General features: G+C 65.4%; 18 protein-coding genes and 2 tRNA genes. 1 reads left to right on the forward strand and 19 read right to left on the reverse strand.

Annotated elements, in window-relative coordinates; all coding sequences use genetic code 11:
• Nucleotides 1-353: 353 nt before the first annotated feature.
• The 18 genes from AC1DER_RS03720 to tpiA all read right to left on the reverse strand — a co-directional run bounded on the left by AC1DER_RS03720 (nt 354) and on the right by tpiA (nt 17,125).
• Nucleotides 354-430 (reverse strand) — tRNA-Met (locus AC1DER_RS03720).
• Nucleotides 431-519: 89 nt separating this feature from the next.
• Nucleotides 520-1,974 (reverse strand): NADH-quinone oxidoreductase subunit NuoN, encoded by a 1,455-nt coding sequence (nuoN, locus tag AC1DER_RS03725; RefSeq protein ID WP_477245532.1) that lies wholly within the window; start codon nt 1,972-1,974, stop codon nt 520-522.
• 11 nt (nt 1,975-1,985) lie between these two features.
• On the reverse strand, nt 1,986-3,482 hold the full coding sequence (locus AC1DER_RS03730; RefSeq protein WP_441815207.1) for an NADH-quinone oxidoreductase subunit M: 1,497 nt from the start codon (nt 3,480-3,482) through the stop codon (nt 1,986-1,988).
• Nucleotides 3,483-3,532: 50 nt separating this feature from the next.
• Nucleotides 3,533-5,713 carry an NADH-quinone oxidoreductase subunit L gene (gene nuoL, locus AC1DER_RS03735; RefSeq protein ID WP_477357739.1) on the reverse strand — a complete coding sequence of 727 codons (2,181 nt, stop codon included), beginning with the start codon at nt 5,711-5,713 and terminating at the stop codon, nt 3,533-3,535.
• Between the two features lie 34 nt (nt 5,714-5,747).
• Nucleotides 5,748-6,074, reverse strand: a complete 327-nt coding sequence (gene nuoK / locus AC1DER_RS03740; protein ID WP_241919666.1) for an NADH-quinone oxidoreductase subunit NuoK — start codon at nt 6,072-6,074, stop codon at nt 5,748-5,750.
• Entirely contained in the window at nt 6,071-6,703 is a 633-nt protein-coding gene (locus AC1DER_RS03745) for an NADH-quinone oxidoreductase subunit J (protein ID WP_477245535.1), read from the reverse strand. The genes nuoK and AC1DER_RS03745 overlap by 4 nt, the downstream gene beginning before the upstream one ends.
• An 11-nt stretch (nt 6,704-6,714) precedes the next feature.
• The gene (nuoI, locus tag AC1DER_RS03750; protein WP_441814752.1) at nt 6,715-7,218 is read right to left on the reverse strand and encodes an NADH-quinone oxidoreductase subunit NuoI; all 504 of its coding nucleotides are present in this window, start codon (nt 7,216-7,218) and stop codon (nt 6,715-6,717) included.
• Between the two features lie 9 nt (nt 7,219-7,227).
• Nucleotides 7,228-8,277 carry an NADH-quinone oxidoreductase subunit NuoH gene (gene nuoH, locus AC1DER_RS03755; protein ID WP_477245537.1) on the reverse strand — a complete coding sequence of 350 codons (1,050 nt, stop codon included), beginning with the start codon at nt 8,275-8,277 and terminating at the stop codon, nt 7,228-7,230.
• Nucleotides 8,278-8,279: 2 nt separating this feature from the next.
• Nucleotides 8,280-10,508: an NADH-quinone oxidoreductase subunit NuoG gene (nuoG, locus tag AC1DER_RS03760; RefSeq protein WP_477245539.1), complete on the reverse strand. Its 2,229-nt coding sequence runs from the start codon at nt 10,506-10,508 to the stop codon at nt 8,280-8,282.
• Nucleotides 10,505-11,872, reverse strand: coding sequence for an NADH-quinone oxidoreductase subunit NuoF (gene nuoF / locus AC1DER_RS03765; RefSeq protein WP_441814755.1), 1,368 nt, complete (start codon nt 11,870-11,872; stop codon nt 10,505-10,507). Before nuoF ends, nuoG begins: the two co-directional genes overlap by 4 nt.
• A 15-nt stretch (nt 11,873-11,887) precedes the next feature.
• Nucleotides 11,888-12,415, reverse strand: coding sequence for an NADH-quinone oxidoreductase subunit NuoE (gene nuoE, locus AC1DER_RS03770; protein WP_441814756.1), 528 nt, complete (start codon nt 12,413-12,415; stop codon nt 11,888-11,890).
• Nucleotides 12,416-12,443: 28 nt separating this feature from the next.
• A complete protein-coding gene (locus AC1DER_RS03775; protein WP_441815209.1) occupies nt 12,444-13,727 on the reverse strand; it encodes an NADH-quinone oxidoreductase subunit D in 1,284 nt (427 codons plus the stop codon).
• A 17-nt stretch (nt 13,728-13,744) separates the two neighbouring features.
• The gene (locus tag AC1DER_RS03780) at nt 13,745-14,473 is read right to left on the reverse strand and encodes an NADH-quinone oxidoreductase subunit C (RefSeq protein WP_441814757.1); all 729 of its coding nucleotides are present in this window, start codon (nt 14,471-14,473) and stop codon (nt 13,745-13,747) included.
• Nucleotide 14,474: 1 nt separating this feature from the next.
• The gene (locus AC1DER_RS03785; RefSeq protein ID WP_158730667.1) at nt 14,475-15,047 is read right to left on the reverse strand and encodes a NuoB/complex I 20 kDa subunit family protein; all 573 of its coding nucleotides are present in this window, start codon (nt 15,045-15,047) and stop codon (nt 14,475-14,477) included.
• Entirely contained in the window at nt 15,038-15,394 is a 357-nt protein-coding gene (locus AC1DER_RS03790; RefSeq protein ID WP_477245552.1) for an NADH-quinone oxidoreductase subunit A, read from the reverse strand. Before AC1DER_RS03790 ends, AC1DER_RS03785 begins: the two co-directional genes overlap by 10 nt.
• 190 nt (nt 15,395-15,584) lie before the next feature.
• Nucleotides 15,585-15,669: transfer RNA gene (locus AC1DER_RS03795), tRNA-Leu, on the reverse strand.
• 133 nt (nt 15,670-15,802) lie between these two features.
• Nucleotides 15,803-16,297 carry a preprotein translocase subunit SecG gene (gene secG, locus AC1DER_RS03800; RefSeq protein ID WP_477357682.1) on the reverse strand — a complete coding sequence of 165 codons (495 nt, stop codon included), beginning with the start codon at nt 16,295-16,297 and terminating at the stop codon, nt 15,803-15,805.
• A gap of 75 nt (nt 16,298-16,372) precedes the next feature.
• The gene (gene tpiA, locus AC1DER_RS03805) at nt 16,373-17,125 is read right to left on the reverse strand and encodes a triose-phosphate isomerase (RefSeq protein WP_477246758.1); all 753 of its coding nucleotides are present in this window, start codon (nt 17,123-17,125) and stop codon (nt 16,373-16,375) included.
• Between the two features lie 91 nt (nt 17,126-17,216).
• On the opposite strand from tpiA, the gene AC1DER_RS03810 reads away from it, so the two are divergent.
• Nucleotides 17,217-17,768: a DNA-deoxyinosine glycosylase gene (locus tag AC1DER_RS03810; RefSeq protein WP_477246760.1), complete on the forward strand. Its 552-nt coding sequence runs from the start codon at nt 17,217-17,219 to the stop codon at nt 17,766-17,768.
• 52 nt (nt 17,769-17,820) lie between these two features.
• On the opposite strand, the gene AC1DER_RS03815 is transcribed toward AC1DER_RS03810, so the two are convergent.
• Nucleotides 17,821-18,771, reverse strand: coding sequence for an isopenicillin N synthase family dioxygenase (locus AC1DER_RS03815; protein ID WP_477246762.1), 951 nt, complete (start codon nt 18,769-18,771; stop codon nt 17,821-17,823).
• Nucleotides 18,772-18,833: the final 62 nt, after the last annotated feature.

Here is an 18,833-nt window from a genome sequence, read left to right on the forward strand (position 1 = left end):
TCCGCTCCTGGGATCGTCCCATTCTGGGACGCCCTGCGGGACGCGACCGACGGTGTCTGTGACCTTCACAACTACGGCCAACGCCATCGGAATCTGCTCCAGGAAATTGCCGCACTGTGCTATTTGCTTCGGCTCTGACGAAGATGAGTCGTTCGGCGGCGAATAGCCGCCCCTAGTGCGCGCACGCGACTTAGCCACCACGCCTGAAAGAACGTCCACTACCGTTCGCGAACCTCGGCAAGTCACCAGCGCTCATCGGCCAATGAACCTGCCAAACAAAAAAGGCCGGAACTCCGCATGGAGTACCGACCTCATTGTTCTCCCAGGATGCTCGTCTATTCCTGAGAAAATATTGGTAGCGGGGGCAGGATTTGAACCTGCGACCTTCGGGTTATGAGCCCGACGAGCTGCCAGACTGCTCCACCCCGCACCAGAACGACAATGTTAACGCGTGACTCGAATCTTCGCAAGCCCGATTCAGAGTTTTCTGCTCCGGGCCTGCGAAAACAGTTGGAACGTTCAGCCTGCGAATGCGCGCTGGCACCATTCCATGATCGGACTCCACGCCAGGCCCAGCGCAAGCAGCGCCAGTGCGTTGACGCCGAACACGATGCGCAACGGACGGTCGCTGCTGGGCTCCATCGGCTCGCCTTCCGGCTCGTCGAAGTACATCACCTTGATCACGCGCAGGTAGTAGAACGCGCCGATCACCGCGAACACCACGCCGACGAGGGTCAGCCACAGCATGTCGCCCTGCAGCGCTGCGCGCAGCACGGCGAGCTTGGCCCAGAAACCAAGGAACGGCGGCACGCCGGCCAGCGAGGCCATCACGCACAGCACCAGGCCGGCCATCCACGGGCTGCGGGCGTTGAGGCCCTTGTAGTCGTCGATGCGGTCGGCTTCGAAACCCTGGCGCGACAGCACCACGATCGCGCCGAACGCTGCCGCCGACATGATCGAGTAGCTGATTGCGTAGAACAGCGCGGCAGCAAACCCTTCGCGACCGCCGCCGGCAAGGCCGACGAACAGGAAGCCGACATGCGAAACGGTCGAATACGCCAGCAGTCGCTTGAGGTTGCTCTGCACCATCGCGCTGAGGTTGCCGATCGCCAGCGACAGCACCGCGATACCGGCCAGCAGCAGGCGCCACTGGTCTTCGAACGGTGCCGCACCGACTTCAAGCAGCCGGTAGGTCATGCCGAATGCAGCCAGCTTGGGGGCCGAACCAATGAACAGCGTGATCGGCGTCGGCGCACCGTGGTAGACGTCCGGCAGCCACATGTGGAACGGCGCCGCGCCGAACTTGAAGGCGATGCCGGCGACGACGAACACCACGCCGGTGATCAGCATCAGCGAGGAACCGTCGGCGATCTTCGCCTGCGCAACCGTCGCGATCTGGTCGAGCTGCAGCGAGCCGGTGGCGCCGTAGATCAGCGACAGGCCGTACAGCAGCAGGCCCGAAGCGAGCGCGCCGAGAACGAAGTACTTGATCGCCGCTTCCGAGGCCAGCGGGCTGTCGCGGTCGATCGCGACCAGCGCGTAGGAGCACAGCGCCAGCATTTCCAGGCCGAGGTAGACCATCACCAGGCTGCCCGACGACACCAGGAACATCATGCCGGCGGTGGCGAACAGCATCAGCACCGACACCTCGCCCTTGTACAGGCCGCGTTCGCGCAGGTACGGCCAGGTGTAGATCATGGCCAGGATGCCGACGATGCCGATGGTGATCTTCATCACGTCGGCCGCCGTGTCGCGCACGAACATGCCGCTGAGGAAGGTGCCATGGTCGCCTACGCCGAACGAGATCAGCGCGGTGGCGACCGCCAGCACGGCGATGGCGAAGACATGGCTGATGACGCGGCGGCGCTCGTCGAGGAACAGGTCGAGCATCAGCAGCGCGAACGCGCCGAGGATCACCACCAGCTCCGGGAGCAGCGGCATCAGGTCGGCGGCGGTGCGTACAGGCATGATCATGCGCTACAACCTCAAAGCTTCGATGAGGCGATCTGCATCGCCAGATTCGCAATAGCGGGTTCCATCAGGTCCGTCAGCGGCTTCGGCCACAGGCCCAGCGCCAGCACACCGGCAGCGAACACACCGAGCACGAAGGCCTCACGCGCATTGATGTCCTCCAGCTCGGCGACATGGGCGTTGCCCACCTCGCCCCAGATGGTGCGTTTGACCAGCCACAACGTGTATGCCGCACCAATGATGAGCGTGGTCGCGGCGACGAAACCGATCAGCGGGTGCTGCTGGAACGAAGCCAGGATGACCATGAACTCGCCGACGAAGCCCGACGTGCCCGGCAGGCCGGAGTTGGCCATCGCGAACAGCACGATGAACGCCGCGAACCACGGCATCACGTTGGCGACGCCGCCGTAGTCCTTGATCATTCGGGTGTGCATGCGGTCGTAGAGCACGCCGACGCAGCTGAACATCGCGCCGGAGACGAAGCCGTGGCTGATCATCTGCACCATGGCGCCCTGCAGGCCCAGGCGTGCGCCATCGGTGTTGCCGGCCTCGCGGACCAGGGCGAAGGCGATGAAGATGCCCAGGGTGACAAAGCCCATGTGCGAGACCGACGAATAGGCGATCAGCTTCTTCATGTCGTCCTGCGCCAGCGCGACCAGGCCGACATAGACCACCGCGATCAGGCTCAGCGCGATCACCAGCCACGCCCACTCGGCGCCGGCATCGGGCACGATCGGCAGGACGAAACGGATGAAGCCGTAGCCACCGATCTTCAGCATGATCGCGGCCAGGATCACCGAACCGGCGGTCGGCGCCTCGACGTGCGCATCGGGCAACCAGGTGTGGACCGGGAACATCGGCACCTTGACCGCGAAGGCGATCAGGAACCCGAAGAACAACCACATCTGCTCGGTCGCGTTGAGCGACAGCGAGTACATGTCCGACAGCTGCCAGCTACCGCCCTTGAGGTACAGGTAGATCAGGCCGACCAGCATGAACAGCGAGCCGAGGAAGGTGTACAGGAAGAACTTGATCGACGCGTACACGCGGCGCGGGCCGCCCCAGACGCCGATGATGATGAACATCGGGATCAGCATGCCTTCGAAGAAGACATAGAACAGCATCGCGTCCAGCGCCGAGAACACGCCGATCATCAGGCCTTCCAGGATCAGGAAGGCGGCGTAGTACTGGCTGACGCGCTTGTCGATCGAGGTCCAGGCGCCGACCATCGCCAGCAGCGTGGTCAGCGTGGTCAGGCCGATCAGCGCCGCCGAGATGCCGTCCACGCCGAGGTGGTAACGGATGTCGTAGGCGGCGATCCAGGTCTTGCTCTCGACGAACTGCATGGCCGGGGTGGTCATGTCGAACGCGGTGAACAAGGGGATGTTCACGGCCATGGTGACCAGCGCCACGGCGGTGGCGAACCAGCGCGCCGCATTGGCGCGCTCGTTGCCGAACGCCAGGGTGGCGAAGCCGCCGAGGATCGGCAGCCAGATCAACAGGCTGAGCAGGAAGGAAGTGCTCTGCAAGGGCTCGGAGCTCACGTCGGGTCCTTGTCGGATTAGCGCCAGTAACGAATCAGAACGGCCAGGAGTGCAATCAGGCCGATGATCATCGCGAAGGCATAGTGGTAGAGGTAACCGGACTGCAGCCGGCGGGTCAGGCGTGCAACCAGGTCGACGACGCGTGCGCTGCCGTTCACGGCGGCGCCGTCAATGACATAGGTATCGATCGCGCGCGATGCCTTGCCCAGGCCGAGGCCGCCACCGGCGAAACCATCGATCCAGAGCTTGTCGAAGCCGTATTTCTCTTCGAGCACGCGCACCGGCCAGGCGAATGCCTTGCGTGCCTTGGCAGGCAGTTCCGGCTTCCACCAGTACATGACCGTGGCGAGCACGAAGCCGGAGAAGGCCAGCCAGAAGGCGGGCGCCATGAAGCCGTGCAGCGCGAACGCCACCGGACCGTGGAACTCTTCGGCCAGCTTGCCGATGACGTCATGCGCTGCGGGCACGTCGATCGCGCCGAGGAAGAACGGCAGCTGCTTGTGGTGGCCCGTCACGTCGGTGCCGAACAGCATCGGGCCGACGCTGAAGAAACCGATCAGGATCGAGGGGATCGCCAGCAGGATCAGCGGCAGCGTCACCACCCACGGCGACTCGTGCGGGGTGTGGGCGTGGGCGTGGTCGTCGTGGCCGTGGCCGCGGTCGTCGTGCTTGGCATGGCCGTCGTGGCCGTGCTGCTCGGCGAGCGCGTCCTCGTGCTCGGACGAATCCGCTTCCGGCGCGACGTAATGGTCGGGCACCGGATCGTGGAAGCGCTCCTTGCCGTGGAAGGTCAGGTACAGCAGGCGGAAGCTGTAGAACGCGGTCACGAAGGCGCCCAGCAGCACCGCCCAGTACGCGTACGTGGCGATCCAGTTGTTCGCCTCGTGGGCGTGATGCGCAGCCGCCTCGATGATGGTGTCCTTCGAGTAGAAGCCGCTGAAGAACGGCGTGCCGACCAGCGCCAGCGTGCCGATCAGCATCGTCCAGTAGGTGATCGGCATGTACTTCTTCAGGCCACCCATGCGACGCATGTCCTGCTCGTGGTGCATGCCGATGATCACCGAGCCGGCACCGAGGAACAGCAGGGCCTTGAAGAAGGCGTGGGTCATCAGGTGGTAGACGCCGGCGCTGTAGGCCGACACGCCCAGGGCGACGGTCATGTAGCCCAGCTGCGACAGGGTCGAATACGCGACCACGCGCTTGATGTCGTTCTGGACGATGCCGATCAGGCCGGTCCAGAAGGCGGTCGTCGCACCGATGAACAGCACGAAGTTGAGCGCGGTGTGCGACAGCTCGAACAGCGGCGACATGCGCGCGACCATGAAGATGCCGGCGGTGACCATCGTCGCGGCATGGATCAGCGCGGAGATCGGGGTCGGGCCTTCCATCGAATCGGGCAGCCACACGTGCAGCGGCACCTGCGCCGACTTGCCCATCGCACCGATGAACAGGCAGATGCAGATCACCGTCATCAGCGACCAGCCCGCCATCGGCGACAGCCAGCTGCCTGCCTGGGCGAGGGCCGGCCAGGCGTGCTGCATCTGCGCCGTCGCCAGTGCCGGCTCGCCGGCCTTGGCGAACACGGTCGCGTAGTCGAGCGTGCCGAAGGCGTACAGGATGCCGGCGATGCCGAGCAGGAAGCCGAAGTCGCCGACGCGGTTGACCAGGAACGCCTTGAGGTTGGCGAACACCGCGGTCGGGCGCTTGAACCAGAAGCCGATCAGCAGGTACGAAACCAGGCCCACCGCTTCCCAGCCGAAGAACAGCTGCAGGAAGTTGTTGCTCATCACGAGCATCAACATCGAGAAGGTGAACAGCGAGATGTAGCTGAAGAAGCGCTGGTAGCCGTCGTCCTCGGCCATGTAGCCGATGGTGTAGATGTGCACCAGCAGCGAGACGAAGGTGACCACCACCATCATCATCGCCGTCAGCTTGTCGACCATGAAGCCGATGTGCGCGTCGAAGCCGCCGACCTGGAACCAGGTGTAGACGTTTTCATTGAACGGTGCGGCGCCCTGCCCGGCCAGCTGCCACAGCACCTGCATCGACAGCAGGCAGCTGATGGCCACGCCAAGGATGGTGACCCAGTGCGCGCCGGCGCGACCGACCTGGCGGCGGAACAGACCGGCGATGATTGCGCCCAGCAGCGGCGCCAGCACGATCGCCAGCAGGACCGTCTTGGAGATTGCATGCTCCACGAGTGCGTGACCCACGATAACGTTGTCCACCGCGTCAGCCCTTCATCGAATCGATTTCGGCGACGTTGATCGTGCGCCGGTTGCGGAACAGCGTGACCAGGATGGCCAGGCCGATGGCGGCTTCGGCCGCGGCCACGGTCAGGATGAAGAACACGAACACCTGGCCGGCCGGATCGGCCAGTTCGCGCGAGAACGCGACGAAGTTGATGTTCACCGCCAGCAGCAGCAGCTCCAGCGACATCAGCAACATGATCACGTTCTTGCGGTTGAGGAAGATGCCGGCGACGCTGATGCAGAACAGCACCGCGCCGAGGGCGAGATAGTGGCCGAGCGCGAGGCCGGCGCCGAAGAATTCACTCACGGCTTGCTCTCCTCTGCGGGGGCTTCGACCGGCAGGACCGGCTTCACAGCGTCCATCTTGACCATGCGCAGGCGGTCGCCGGCTCGCACGCGGGCCTGGGCCGACGGGCTCTGGTGCTTGGCGCCGGGGCGGCGGCGCAGGGTCAGCGTGACCGCGGCGATCACCGCCACGGTCAGGATCACCGCAGCCAGTTCGAATGGCAGCAGGAACTGGGTGAACAGTGCGCGGGCCAGCCAGGCGGTGTTGCCGCCGGTCGTGGCATCGGCGGTGAAGGCCGTGGCGACCTTGGCCTTGACCCCGATCAGGGTCAGCATCTCGACCAGCATGACTACCGCGACCACCAGGCCGACCGGCAGGTAGCGCACGTAGCCCTCACGCAGCGGCGCCACGTCGATGTCGAGCATCATCACCACGAACAGCAGCAGCACCATCACCGCGCCGACGTAGACCAGGATCAGGGCCACGCCGAGGAACTCGGCGCCGGCGATGATCCAGGTGCAGGCGACCGAGAAGAAGGTCAGCACCAGCAGCAGCACTGCGTGCACCGGGTTGCGCACGCTGATGACGCCGACCGCGGCCGCGGTGGCTACGGCGGCGAATACGAAAAAGGAGATCTGGGCGAGATCCATGCTTCAGGGCCTCAGCGGAAAGGTGCGTCGGCAGCGCGACGCTCGGCGATCTCGGCTTCGAGACGGTCGCCGATGGCCAGCAGCTGCTGCTTGGTGACGATGTTCTGTCCGCGCTTGTCGAAGTGGTACTCGTGGATGTGCGTTTCCACGATCGAGTCGACCGGGCAGGACTCCTCGCAGAAACCACAGAAGATGCACTTGAACAGGTCGATGTCGTAGCGCGTGGTGCGGCGGGTGCCGTCCTCGCGCTTCTCCGAGTCGATGGTGATCGCCAGCGCCGGGCAAACGGCCTCGCACAGCTTGCAGGCGATGCAGCGCTCTTCACCGTTGGGATAACGGCGCAGCGCATGCACGCCGCGGAAGCGCGGCGACTGCGGCGTCTTCTCCATCGGGTACATCAGCGTGTACTTCGGCTTGAACAGGTACTTGCCGGTAAGGGCAAGCCCCTGCACGAGCTCGATCAGCAGCAGGCTCTTGAAATAGGAAACAACTTTTGAAGTCCGGATGCGATTCATGCCTGTTCCTTACACGCCCGGCTCGAAGATTTTGAAGTACGCCATCAACGCGACCACGCAGATCCAGGCGATGGTGAGCGGGATGAAGACCTTCCAGCCCAGGCGCATGATTTGGTCGTAGCGGTAGCGCGGGAACGACGCACGGAACCAGATGAAGCAGCTGGCGAAGAAGAACACCTTGGCCAGCAACCACCACCAGCCGTTGACCGACAGGAACGGAATGCCCAGGCCCTGCAGCGGGCTGAGCCAGCCGCCGACGAAGAAGATCGAGACCAGGAAGCTGATCAGGATCATGTTGGCGTATTCGGCCAGGAAGAACAGCGCGAACGCCGAACCCGAGTACTCCACCATGTGGCCGGCGACAATTTCCGACTCGCCTTCGACCACGTCGAACGGCGCGCGGTTGGTTTCAGCCACGCCGGAGATGAAGTAGACGACGAACAGCGGGAACATCGGCACCCAGAACCATTCCAGCGCGCCGGCATTGCCGGCCTGCGCCATCACGATGTCGGTGAGGTTGAGGCTGCCGGCGCCGACCATCACGCCGACCATGGCAAAGCCCATGGCGATTTCGTACGAGACCACCTGCGCAGCGGCGCGCATGGCGCCGAGGAAGGCGTACTTCGAGTTCGAGGCCCAGCCGGCGAGGATGATGCCGTACACGCCCAGCGAGGTCATCGCCAGCAGGTACAGCAGGCCGGCGTTGGCATTCGACAGCACCACCTGGTAGTCGAACGGCACCACCGCCCAGGCTGCGAAGGCCGGGGCCAGCGCGATCAGCGGAGCGAACTTGAACAGGAAGGGCTCGGCCTTGGTCGGCTGGATCACTTCCTTGAACAGCAGCTTGAAGACGTCGGCGAACGCCTGGAGGATGCCGCGGCCCACGTACATGGGTCCGTGGCGGACATGCATCCAGCCGATGAGCTTGCGCTCCCACACCACGTAGAACGCCACCGTGATGATCACCGGCATGGCGATCAGCAGGATCTTCAGGACGATCCAGAGAACGGCACCGATGTTGCCGAACGAGAGCAGCCAGTCGCGGAACGGATCGAACATCGTTATGCCCTCCCCGCCTGCACGCGACCCGACATCGGCGCGGTCGCGCCGTGTCCGCTTTCGACCCAGACCGTGCCGCGGGCGACCTTGTCGCTCACGGCCACGGGCAGCGTGGCGGTGCCGGCTGCGGTGTTGAACTTGGCGACCACGCCGTCGGCCAGGCCGAGGGCGGAGGCGTCGTGCGGATTGAGCACGGCCTTGGGCTCCACGTTGAGCGGGTGCGACTGCAGCGCCGCGGCGCGGCGGACCACCGCATCGCTGCGGTAGATGGCGATGCTGGCGGCGACTTCGAGACCTTCGCCGGCGGTAGACGGCGCCTTGCCGGCGACGACCTGGGTGTCGCGCATCTTCATGCTCGCGCGCAGGCCGACCAGGTCGGTGAAGCCAAAGCCCTTGGCTTCGAGTTCGCCGCCGAGGGCGCGCAGCACGCGCCAGCCCGGACGGGCCTGGCCCGGCAGCTTGGCGCCGGCCATGGCGACCTGCTGGCGACCATCGAGATTGGTCAAGGTGGCGTCGATTTCGGGCAACAGGCCAATGGGCAGGATCACGTCGGCGACAGCGCGGGTCGAACGGCACGCGAAGGTGCTGAACGCCACGACCTGGGCCGGGTTGAGCGCCTTCAGCGCGGTCGCGGTGTCGGCGAAGTCCAGGCCCGGCTCGATCCCGTAGAGGATGTAGGCCGTGCGCGGGTCGGCCAGCATCGCCTGCGCATCGCGCGCGATCGGCAGCACGCCGTAGTCGGACAGGCCGACGGCATTGGCGCCCTGCGGGATGCGGTTGAGCGCGGCACCGGTGCTGGCAGCGAACGCGATGGCAGCCTTGCGGATCGCCGCTGCGTGGGCGCCGTTTTCGGCCAGTGCACCGACGATCACCACGGCGCGCGTGGCGTTCTTGGCAACGTCGGTCAGCGCCGTGTCGGACAGCGTGGCGGCAATCTGCGACGGAGCCACGATGTGCTTGCCGGCGATGTCGAAGGTGAAATCGAAATCGACCGGGTTGACCACGTGCACCTTGGCGCCGCGGTTCCAGGCCTTGCGCACGCGCTGGTGGACCAGCGGCAGTTCGTGGCGCAGGTTGGAACCGACGATGACGATCAGGTCGGCATGGTCGATGTCGTTCACTGGCGTCGCGAACGGCGAAGCGATGGCGGCATCGCTCAAATCGTGCTGGCCGATGCGGTGGTCGATGTTGCCGGTGCCCAGCGCTTCGGCCAGGCGCGCAAGCAGCACGCCCTCTTCGTTCGAGGTCGACGGATGGGCAAGGATGCCCAGGCCGTCGGCGCCGTTGTCGCGCAGGATCCTGGCGGCCTTGGCCAGCGCTTCTTCCCACGAGGCGTCACGCCACTCACCATTTTCCTTGACCATCGGCGAGGTCGCGCGGTCCTGCGCGTACAGGCCCTGGTGCGAGTAGCGGTCGCGGTCCGACAGCCAGCATTCGTTGACCGCTTCGTTGTCGCGCGGCACGGTGCGCAGCACTTCGCCGCGACGCACGTGCAGGAAGAGATTGCTGCCCAGCGCGTCGTGGTAGCCCAGCGACTCGCGCGCGGTCAGTTCCCACGGGCGCGCCTTGAACTGGAACACCTTGTTGGTCAGCGCGCCGACCGGGCAGACATCGATGACGTTGCCCGACAGCTCGGTCGTCAGCGGCTTGCCGTCGAACGTGCCGATCTGCAGGTTCTCGCCGCGGTACATGCCGCCCAGCTCATACGTGCCGGCGATTTCCGCAGTGAAGCGGACGCAGCGTGTGCACTGGATGCAGCGGGTCATCTCGGTGGCGACCAGCGGACCCATGTCCTCGTCGGGCACCACGCGCTTGCGCTCGGAGAAGCGGCTGACCGAACGGCCATAGCCCAGCGACAGGTCCTGCAGTTCGCACTCGCCGCCCTGATCGCAGATCGGGCAGTCGAGCGGATGGTTGATCAGCAGGAACTCCATCACGTTGCGCTGCGACCTCAACGCCTTTTCGCTGCGCGTGGTGACCTTCATGCCGTCCATGACCGGCGTGGCGCAGGCCGGCGCCGGCTTGGGCATCTTCTCCACTTCGACCAGGCACATGCGGCAGTTCGCCGCGATCGCCAGCTTGTCGTGGTAGCAGAAGCGCGGGATCGGGATGCCGGCCTTGTCGGCGGCCTGGATGATCATCGAGCCCTTCGGCGCGACCATCGCAACGCCGTCGATCTCGATCGAGACATGATCGGGCGGCACGTTGGGATTCACCGGTTGCGCGCTCATGCGGCCACCTGCTCGACGACGGTGCCTGCGAGCTGGTCATCGACCAGGAAGCGCTTGTTCACGATCGCGTACTCGAACTCGTTCCAGTAGTGGCGCAGGAACCCCTGCACCGGCCACGCCGCGGCTTCGCCGAAGGCGCAGATGGTGTGGCCTTCGATCTGGCCGGCGGCGGCGCGCAGCATCTGCAGGTCCTCCAGGGTGGCCTGCTTGTCGACGATGCGGGTCAGCATGCGGTACATCCAGCCGGTGCCTTCGCGGCACGGCGTGCACTGGCCGCAGCTTTCCTTGAAGTAGAAACGCGCGATGCGCTGGCAGGCGCGGACCATGCAGGCGGTCTCGTCCATCACGATCACCGCACCCGAACCCAGGCCGGAACCGGCCTTCTGGATCGAGTCGTAGTCCATCGTCAGGCCCATCATGGTCTCGCCCGGCAGCACCGGCATCGAGGAACCACCCGGGATCACTGCCTTCAACTGGTGGCCGGCGCGCATGCCGCCGGCCATCTGCAGCAGGTCGGCGAACGACGTGCCCAGGCGGATTTCGTAATTGCCCGGACGGGCGACGTGGCCCGATACCGAGAACACCTTCGGCCCGCCGTTGTTCGGCTTGCCCAGGTTGAGGAACCACTCGGCGCCGTTGCGGATGATCGCCGGCACCGAGGCGTAGGTCTCGGTGTTGTTGATCGTGGTCGGCTTGCCGAACAGGCCGAAATTGGCCGGGAACGGCGGCTTGTAGCGCGGCTGGCCCTTCTTGCCTTCCAGCGATTCCATCAGCGCGGTTTCTTCGCCGCAGATGTAGGCGCCGGCGCCGAGGGCGCCGTAGATGTCGATGTCGACGCCGCTGCCGAGCACGTTCTTGCCCAGCCAGCCGTTCTCGTAGGCTTCCTTGAGCGCCTGCTCGAAATGCTCGAACGGCTCGTGATGGAACTCGCCACGCAGGTAGTTGTAGGCCACCGTCGAACCGGTCGCGTAGCAGGCGATCGCCATGCCCTCGACCACCGAATGCGGATTGAAGCGCAGGATGTCGCGATCCTTCGCCGTGCCCGGCTCGGACTCGTCCGAGTTGCACAGGATGTACTTCTGGGTGCCGCTGCCCTTGGGCATGAAGCTCCACTTCAGGCCGGTCGGGAAACCGGCGCCGCCGCGACCGCGCAGGCCCGAAGCCTTGACCATGTCGATGACCGCGGACGGTTCCATCTTCTCGGTCAGTATCTTGCGCAGGGCGGCGTAGCCACCGGTCTTGAGGTAGTTCTCATACGACCACGGGGTGTCGTAGTGCAGCGTCGTGTAGACGACGTTGTGCTCCTGCGGAACCGGGCCGACCGGACCGTAGCCCTGCGAGTAGTCGTGGTGCGAGTGCGCCATGGGTCGTCCTAAGCCTCACTTCAGACCGTCGAGCAGCTCGTCCACCTTGGCGGTGTCCAGCTTCTCGTGGTAATGCCCGTTGATGACCACCACCGGCGCGCCGCAGCACGCAGCCAGGCACTCTTCCTCGCGCTTGAGGAAGATGCGGCCGTCGGCGGTCGACTCGCCCAGCTTGCAGCCCAGCTTCTTCTCGGCATGGCGCACGAGATCTTCGGCGCCATTGAGCCAGCAGCTGATGTTGGTGCAGAAGGCGACGTTGTTGTGGCCGACCTTCTGCGTCTCGAACATCGAATAGAAGCTGGCGACCTCGTAGGCCCACACCACCGGCAGCTCGAGATACTTGGCCACCGCAGCGATCAGCTCGTCACTGAGCCAGCCGTCGTTCTGTTCCTGCGCCGCATGCAGGCCCTGGAGCACGGCCGAACGCTTGCGGTCCGGCGGGAACTTGGCCAGCCAGTGGTCGATATGGGCGCGGGTCTTGTCCGACAACGCGACCATTGGGTCGACGTGCTGGGTGGCCTCGAAGTTTCCGGTTGCCTTCATCTGTTCAGATCCTCAACGGCCGCCGCGCTTAGCGGTCGACCTCGCCGAACACGAGATCGTAGGTACCGATCATCGCCACGACGTCGGCCAGCATGTGGCCCTTCACGATTTCGTCCATCGAAGACAGGTGCGCGAAACCCGGCGCACGCAGCTTCACGCGGAACGGCTTGTTGGCGCCGTCGGAAACCAGGTAGCAGCCGAACTCGCCCTTGGGCGCCTCGACCGCGCAGTAGGTCTCGCCGGCCGGCACGCAGTAGCCTTCGGAGAACAGCTTGAAGTGGTGGATCAGCGCTTCCATGTCGTCCTTCATCTCCTCGCGGGAGGGAGGCGCGACCTTGAAGTTCTCGGTGATCACCGGGCCGGGGTTGGCCTTGAGCCACTTCACGCACTGCTGGACGATGCGGTTGGACTGGCGCATCTCGGCCACGCGCACCAGGTAGCGGTCGTAGCAGTCGCCGTTGGTGCCGACGGGGATGTCGAAATCCATGACGTCGTACTTGGCGTACGGCTGCTTCTTGCGCAGGTCCCAGGCAATGCCCGAACCACGGATCATCGCGCCGGTCATGCCCCAGGCCAGGGCCTGCTCGGGCGAGACCACGCCGATGCCGACGGTGCGCTGCTTCCAGATGCGGTTCTCGGTCAGCAGCGTCTCGTACTCGTCGACGCGCGCCGGGAAGTCGGCGGTGAACGCTTCCAGGTAATCCAGCAGCGAGCCTTCACGCCACTCGTTGAAACGCTTGAGCTTGGCGCCCTTGCGCCACGGCGATTCCTTGTACTTGGGCATGCGGTCCGGCAGGTCGCGATAGACGCCGCCCGGACGGTAGTAAGTTGCATGCATGCGCGCGCCGGAGACTGCCTCGTAGCAGTCCATCAGCTCTTCGCGTTCGCGGAATGCGTACAGGAACACCGCCATCGCGCCCAGGTCGAGCGCATTGGAACCGATCCACATGAGGTGGTTCAGGATGCGGGTGATCTCGTCGAACATGGTGCGGATGTACTGGGCGCGCTCGGGCGCCTCGATCCCCATGAGGGTCTCGATCGCGCGCACGTAGGCGTGCTCGTTGCACATCATCGACACGTAGTCGAGACGGTCCATGTAGCCGATCGACTGGTTGAACGGCTTGGACTCGGCCAGCTTCTCAGTACCGCGGTGGAGCAGGCCCACGTGCGGATCGGCACGCTGGATCACTTCGCCGTCCATTTCCAGGATCAGGCGCAGCACGCCGTGCGCGGCCGGATGCTGCGGGCCGAAGTTCAGGGTGTAGTTGCGGATCTCGGCGTTGTTGAGGCCGGAGGTGCTGGAGGCGGTCATGCTGGACGGGATGGTGCTCACTTCTTCACCTCCGCGCCCTGCGCGGCTTCGCCGGCAGCGGTCTGGTAGCGGGCATCGTCGCGGATCACGCGCGGCACGCCGACTCGCGGCTCGATCGACACGGGCTCATAGACCACGCGCTTCTTGTCGGCGTCGTAGCGCACTTCGACATTGCCGATCAGCGGGAAGTCCTTGCGGAACGGATGACCGACGAAACCGTAGTCGGTCAGGATGCGGCGCAGGTCCGGATGGCCTTCGAAGACGATGCCATACAGGTCGAACGCCTCGCGCTCGAACCAGTTGCTGCCCGCCCACACCGAGGTCAGCGAATCCACCACCGGCAGATCGTCGTTCTCGGCGAACGTGCGCAGGCGCACGCGGCGGTTGTGCTGGTACGACAGCAGGTGCGCGACCGCGGCGAAGCGGCGCTCCGGCGAAGCGGCGGCGCCGTTGACCTGCTCGCCCCAGGCGAAGCGGCCGGCGCTCTTGCCTTCGACGCCACGCGAGAAACCTTCCGACGAAACGTCGGTGTCCCACTCGTCGCTGCCGTAGCTGAGGTAGTCGACGCCGCTGACGTCGACGAGCTGTTCGAATCCGAACTCGTCGCGCAGCGCGAAGGCCGTCGCCAGCCACTGTGCGGCGGCGATGTCGATGGTGACTTCGCCACGCGGTTCGGCGACGACAACGAGCGCACCGTCGAAACGGGAAGCGAGGCGATCGACAAAGGCTTGCACAGTCTCTGTCATGTCAGCGCACGCCCTGGATGTTTTCGCCGAAGTTGGTGCCGCGGCGGATCTTCTTCTGCAGCTGCAGGATGCCGTAGATCAGCGCTTCGGCCGTCGGCGGGCAGCCCGGCACGTAGACATCGACCGGCACGATGCGATCGCAACCGCGCACGACCGAATACGAATAGTGGTAGTAGCCGCCGCCGTTGGCGCAGCTGCCCATCGAGATCACCCACTTCGGGCCGGGCATCTGGTCGTAGACCTTGCGCAGCGCCGGGGCCATCTTGTTGACCAGGGTGCCGGCGACGATCATCACGTCGGACTGGCGCGGCGACGGGCGGAACACCACGCCGTAACGGTCCAGGTCCAGGCGCGCGGCGCCGGCGTGCATCATCTCGACGGCGCAGCAGGCCAGGCCGAACGTCATCGGCCACATCGAGCCGGTGCGTGCCCAGTTCCATAGCGCGTCGAACGAGGTGGTGACAAAGCCGTTCTGCAGCAGCGGGTTATCACCTTCCGGGCGCAGGATGTCGTCCAGCCGCCCTTCGGGCAGCGGGTTGTGCATCAGCTCGGAAACATTCTGGATCACTCCCATTCGAGAGCTCCCTTCTTCCAGACATAGACGAAGCCGAGCAAGAGCATGCCGGCGAAGATGCCCATCTCGATCAGGCCGACGGGACCGAGTTCGCGGAACACGGTGGCCCAGGGCACGATGAAGATGATTTCCAGGTCAAAGATGATGAACTGGATCGCGATCAGGTAGTAGCGCACGTCGAACTGCATGCGCGCACTTTCGAACGCCTCGAATCCGCACTCGTACGGCGAGAGTTTTTCGAGGGTCGGGCGCTGGGGGCCGAGCAGTTGGCCCACCACCAGCAGGGCGACGCCGATACCTCCGGCGACGATCAGGAACAGCAGGGTCGGCAGGTATTCGGCCAGCACTAGTTGTTCTCTCGCTTCGTTTAGCTCGGCCGCCATTGCGACCTTGGCTCGGCGTGTTGCCGCCTGGTCATCCCCGCGCGAGATTCCGGCCCGCCGTGCGCGCCGCACCCGCGTCGGTGGTGCTGTTTGCTGCAGTACGTGTTTTTTTGACGTCTTTGAACGTTCAGATCTGGAACGAGTTGAATCGGTGTGGTGCCCAAGGGGGGACTCGAACCCCCACGACTTACGTCGCTACCACCTCAAGGTAGTGCGTCTACCAATTCCGCCACCTGGGCAATCAAACCTTTGTCGTCCTGACGCAACCGCGCCCATGCAGGCCCGGTCGTTGCCGGTCATCGCTGACCGTACCCGGCGTTCCGTGCCGGGCCGATGAAAATCAATGTTACCCCTTCCGACCAGCCGTTCTGCTCAACCGCCAGTGGCGGGCTGCGGCTTGGCCGGCTCGGGCGACTGGGTCGCGGCCGGAGCCTGCGAGGCCGGAGCCGGTGCCGGGGTGGTCGCGCCCGGCGCGGCCGGAGCCTGCGGGACGCTGCTGGCGGGTGCCGGCTGGGCCACGGGGGCCGACGGCACTGCCGAATTGTTGCTGGCCGGAGCCGACGGAGCCGACGGAGCCGACGGAACCTGTTCGGCCATCACGCCGCCCTGCTGGGCCGGGGCTGCGGCGCCAGTCGCCCGGTGCATCGCCTGCCATGCCATGAACAGGCTGATCGCGAAGAACGAGATCGCCAGCCATTTGGTGGCCTTGGTCAGGAAGCTGGCCGAGCCGCGCGCGCCGAACACGGTCGCCGAGGCGCCGCCACCGAAACCGGAGCCGGCCTGCGCACCTGCGCCGCGCTGCATCAGGATCAGCGCAACCATCGCGATCGCGATCAGCACGTAGATGACGTTGAGTAACAACAGCATCGTTGGATTCTGCTAGTTCACTGAAACCGTGGGAACGATCCGGGACTGGTCACGATGGACCGGGTCCGCGTTTCGTCAGGGTGCCGCCGCAACTGCGATGGCGTGGAAGTCGGCCGCGACCAGTGAGGCCCCGCCAACCAGGCCGCCATCGACGTCCGGCTGCGAAAACAGCGCGGCGGCATTGTCGGCCTTCACGCTTCCGCCGTACAGGATCGGTAGCGAGCCAGCAATTCTAGCATCGTGTGCGGAGATTTCGCTACGGATGAATGCGTGGACGGCCTGTGCCTGTTCTGGCGTCGCGGTCTTGCCGGTTCCGATGGCCCAGACCGGCTCGTAGGCGAGGATCGCGCCGTCCAGCGCATCGGCGCCGCCGAGCTTGAACACCGGCTCGAGCTGCTCCTGGATGCGCCATTGCGTCTGGCCGTCCTCGCGCTCGCGCAGGCTCTCGCCCACGCACAGGACCGGGGTCAGGCCGGCGGCCTTGCAGGCGAGGAACTTGCGCGCGACCAGCTCGCTGGATTCGCCGTGGTACTGACGACGCTCGGAGTGCCCGACCAGGCCGTACAGGGCGCCGACGTCCTTGAGCATCCCGGCCGAGACTTCACCGGTGTAGGCACCCTTCTGGTTGACGCTGACGTCCTGGGCGCCGAAGGTCAGGCCCTTGTCGCCGTAACGGGCAATCAGGCCGGCCAGGTACGGCAGTGGCGGCAGGATCAGCTGCTCGACCCCGGCCGGGGCCGGCTGCGCGACCAGCGCATCGAGCAGCTCCAGCGCGAAGCGGCGATCGCCATGCAGCTTCCAGTTTCCGGCGACGATTCTGCGGCGCATGGCCACTCCTTGATTCCTGGCTGGGTCCAGCTGCGGCAAGCACGCTGAACGAAGGGCGCAAAGTTTACCTCACGTCGGCGAGAATCGACCCATGGCCATGTCCCCCACCGCCAGTCCACGCCTTCTGAAAGGCTTTCCCCCGGTCAGTGCAAAGGATGCGCGCGTGCTGATTCTCGGCAGCATGCCGGGAGCCGCGTCGTTGCAGGCGCATCAGTACTACGCACATCCGCACAACCGCTTCTGGCCGATCATGGGCGAGCTGGTTGGCGCGGCACCTGCCCTGCCCTATGCGCAGCGATTGTTGCTTCTGAAGCAATCCGGCATTGCACTGTGGGACGTGTTCGATCGTTGCGAGCGCGATGGCAGCCTGGATTCGGCTATTCGCGACGACACGGCGCAGGCGAACGACTTCGTTGCGTTCTTCCAAGGGCATCGTGGGGTCGGGACGGTGCTGTTCAATGGCGCCAAGGCCGAAAGCGGGTTTCGGCGTCTTGCCGGCGTGGATCCGGTTGCGCTGGGGCTGCGGTGCATTCGGTTGCCTTCGAGCAGTCCGGCGAATGCGTCGATTGCGCCTGCTGTGAAGCTGGCCGCCTGGCGCGAGGCGCTCGAGGGGGCGGGAATCGTGGTCCCGCCGCCCGTGTAAGACCCCTCACATCGTCGTCCCGGGCCGCGCGCTCTGCGCGCGGGCCAGAACGTCACTTCAACTTGATTTCGCGCAGGCGCTCTTCGAGGTAGCCGTGGGCGGTGATCGCTTCCGGGTAGAGGCTCGGATTCGCGGCGCTCACGCACGACGGCAGCACGTCGATCAGGAAGTCCGGGTTCGGGTGCAGGAAGAACGGCGTGGAGTAACGCGGCTGGCGCGCCTTCGCGCCCGGCGGGTTGACCACGCGGTGCGTCGTCGACGGGTACACGTGGTTGGTCAGGCGCTGCAGCATGTCGCCGATGTTGACCACGATGGTGTCGGCGTCGGCCGTGAACGGCACCCACTCGCCCTGGTGCGAACGCACTTCAAGACCCTCGGAGCTGGCGCCGACCAGCAGCGTGATCAGGTTGATGTCCTCGTGCGCGCCGGCGCGCTCGTTGGGGATGTCATCGGTCGTGATCGGCGGGTAATGGATCGGTCGCAGGATCGAATTGCCGGAGTTGGTCTTGTCGGCGAAGTAGGACTCCGGCAGGCCGATGTGCAGGGCCAGCGCGCTGAGCACGCGCGAGCCGAGGCGATCGAGCGACTCGTACAGGCCGTAGGCCTGCTCGCGGAATTCCGGGATCTCCTCCGGCCACAGGTTCGGCGGCATCACGTCCGCGTACTTCGAGTCGCGCGGGATCTCGCGGCCGACGTGCCAGAACTCCTTGAGGTCGAAGTGCTGGGAATCCTTCGCCGTCTCCACGCCGAACGGAGTGTAGCCGCGGGCGCCGCCGCTGCCGGCGACGTGGTACTTCAGCTTCACCGCTTCGGGCAGGTCGAAGAAACGCTTGAACACGTCGTAGGACGCGTCGATCTGGCTGACCGGGATGCCGTGGCCGCGGATTCCGGCGAAGCCCCACTCGCGATAGGCCGCGCCAAGTTCGGCCACGAAGGCGTCACGGTCGCCGGCATTGGCCGGATCGCTGAAGCGGCGGATGTCGAGGGTTGGAATGCGGTTCACGGGGCGTCCCTGTCAGGATCGATGTTCATGGTGGAGATGTTCGTTTTCACGCAGCGCTGCGA

This window comes from Lysobacter sp. 05T417 (assembly GCF_056396405.1).

Coding starts and splice junctions, on each gene's coding strand:
- tpiA (WP_477246758.1), bottom strand. CDS start 17,125: ATGCGCCGCAGAATCGTCGCCGGAAACTGGAAGCTGCATGGCGATCGC.
- nuoN (WP_477245532.1), bottom strand. CDS start 1,974: ATGATCATGCCTGTACGCACCGCCGCCGACCTGATGCCGCTGCTCCCG.
- AC1DER_RS03775 (WP_441815209.1), bottom strand. CDS start 13,727: ATGACCGCCTCCAGCACCTCCGGCCTCAACAACGCCGAGATCCGCAAC.
- AC1DER_RS03810 (WP_477246760.1), top strand. CDS start 17,217: ATGGCCATGTCCCCCACCGCCAGTCCACGCCTTCTGAAAGGCTTTCCC.
- AC1DER_RS03745 (WP_477245535.1), bottom strand. CDS start 6,703: ATGGATCTCGCCCAGATCTCCTTTTTCGTATTCGCCGCCGTAGCCACC.
- nuoE (WP_441814756.1), bottom strand. CDS start 12,415: ATGAAGGCAACCGGAAACTTCGAGGCCACCCAGCACGTCGACCCAATG.
- nuoI (WP_441814752.1), bottom strand. CDS start 7,218: ATGAATCGCATCCGGACTTCAAAAGTTGTTTCCTATTTCAAGAGCCTG.
- nuoG (WP_477245539.1), bottom strand. CDS start 10,508: ATGAGCGCGCAACCGGTGAATCCCAACGTGCCGCCCGATCATGTCTCG.
- secG (WP_477357682.1), bottom strand. CDS start 16,297: ATGCTGTTGTTACTCAACGTCATCTACGTGCTGATCGCGATCGCGATG.
- nuoF (WP_441814755.1), bottom strand. CDS start 11,872: ATGGCGCACTCGCACCACGACTACTCGCAGGGCTACGGTCCGGTCGGC.
- AC1DER_RS03780 (WP_441814757.1), bottom strand. CDS start 14,473: ATGACAGAGACTGTGCAAGCCTTTGTCGATCGCCTCGCTTCCCGTTTC.
- nuoH (WP_477245537.1), bottom strand. CDS start 8,277: ATGTTCGATCCGTTCCGCGACTGGCTGCTCTCGTTCGGCAACATCGGT.
- AC1DER_RS03785 (WP_158730667.1), bottom strand. CDS start 15,047: ATGGGAGTGATCCAGAATGTTTCCGAGCTGATGCACAACCCGCTGCCC.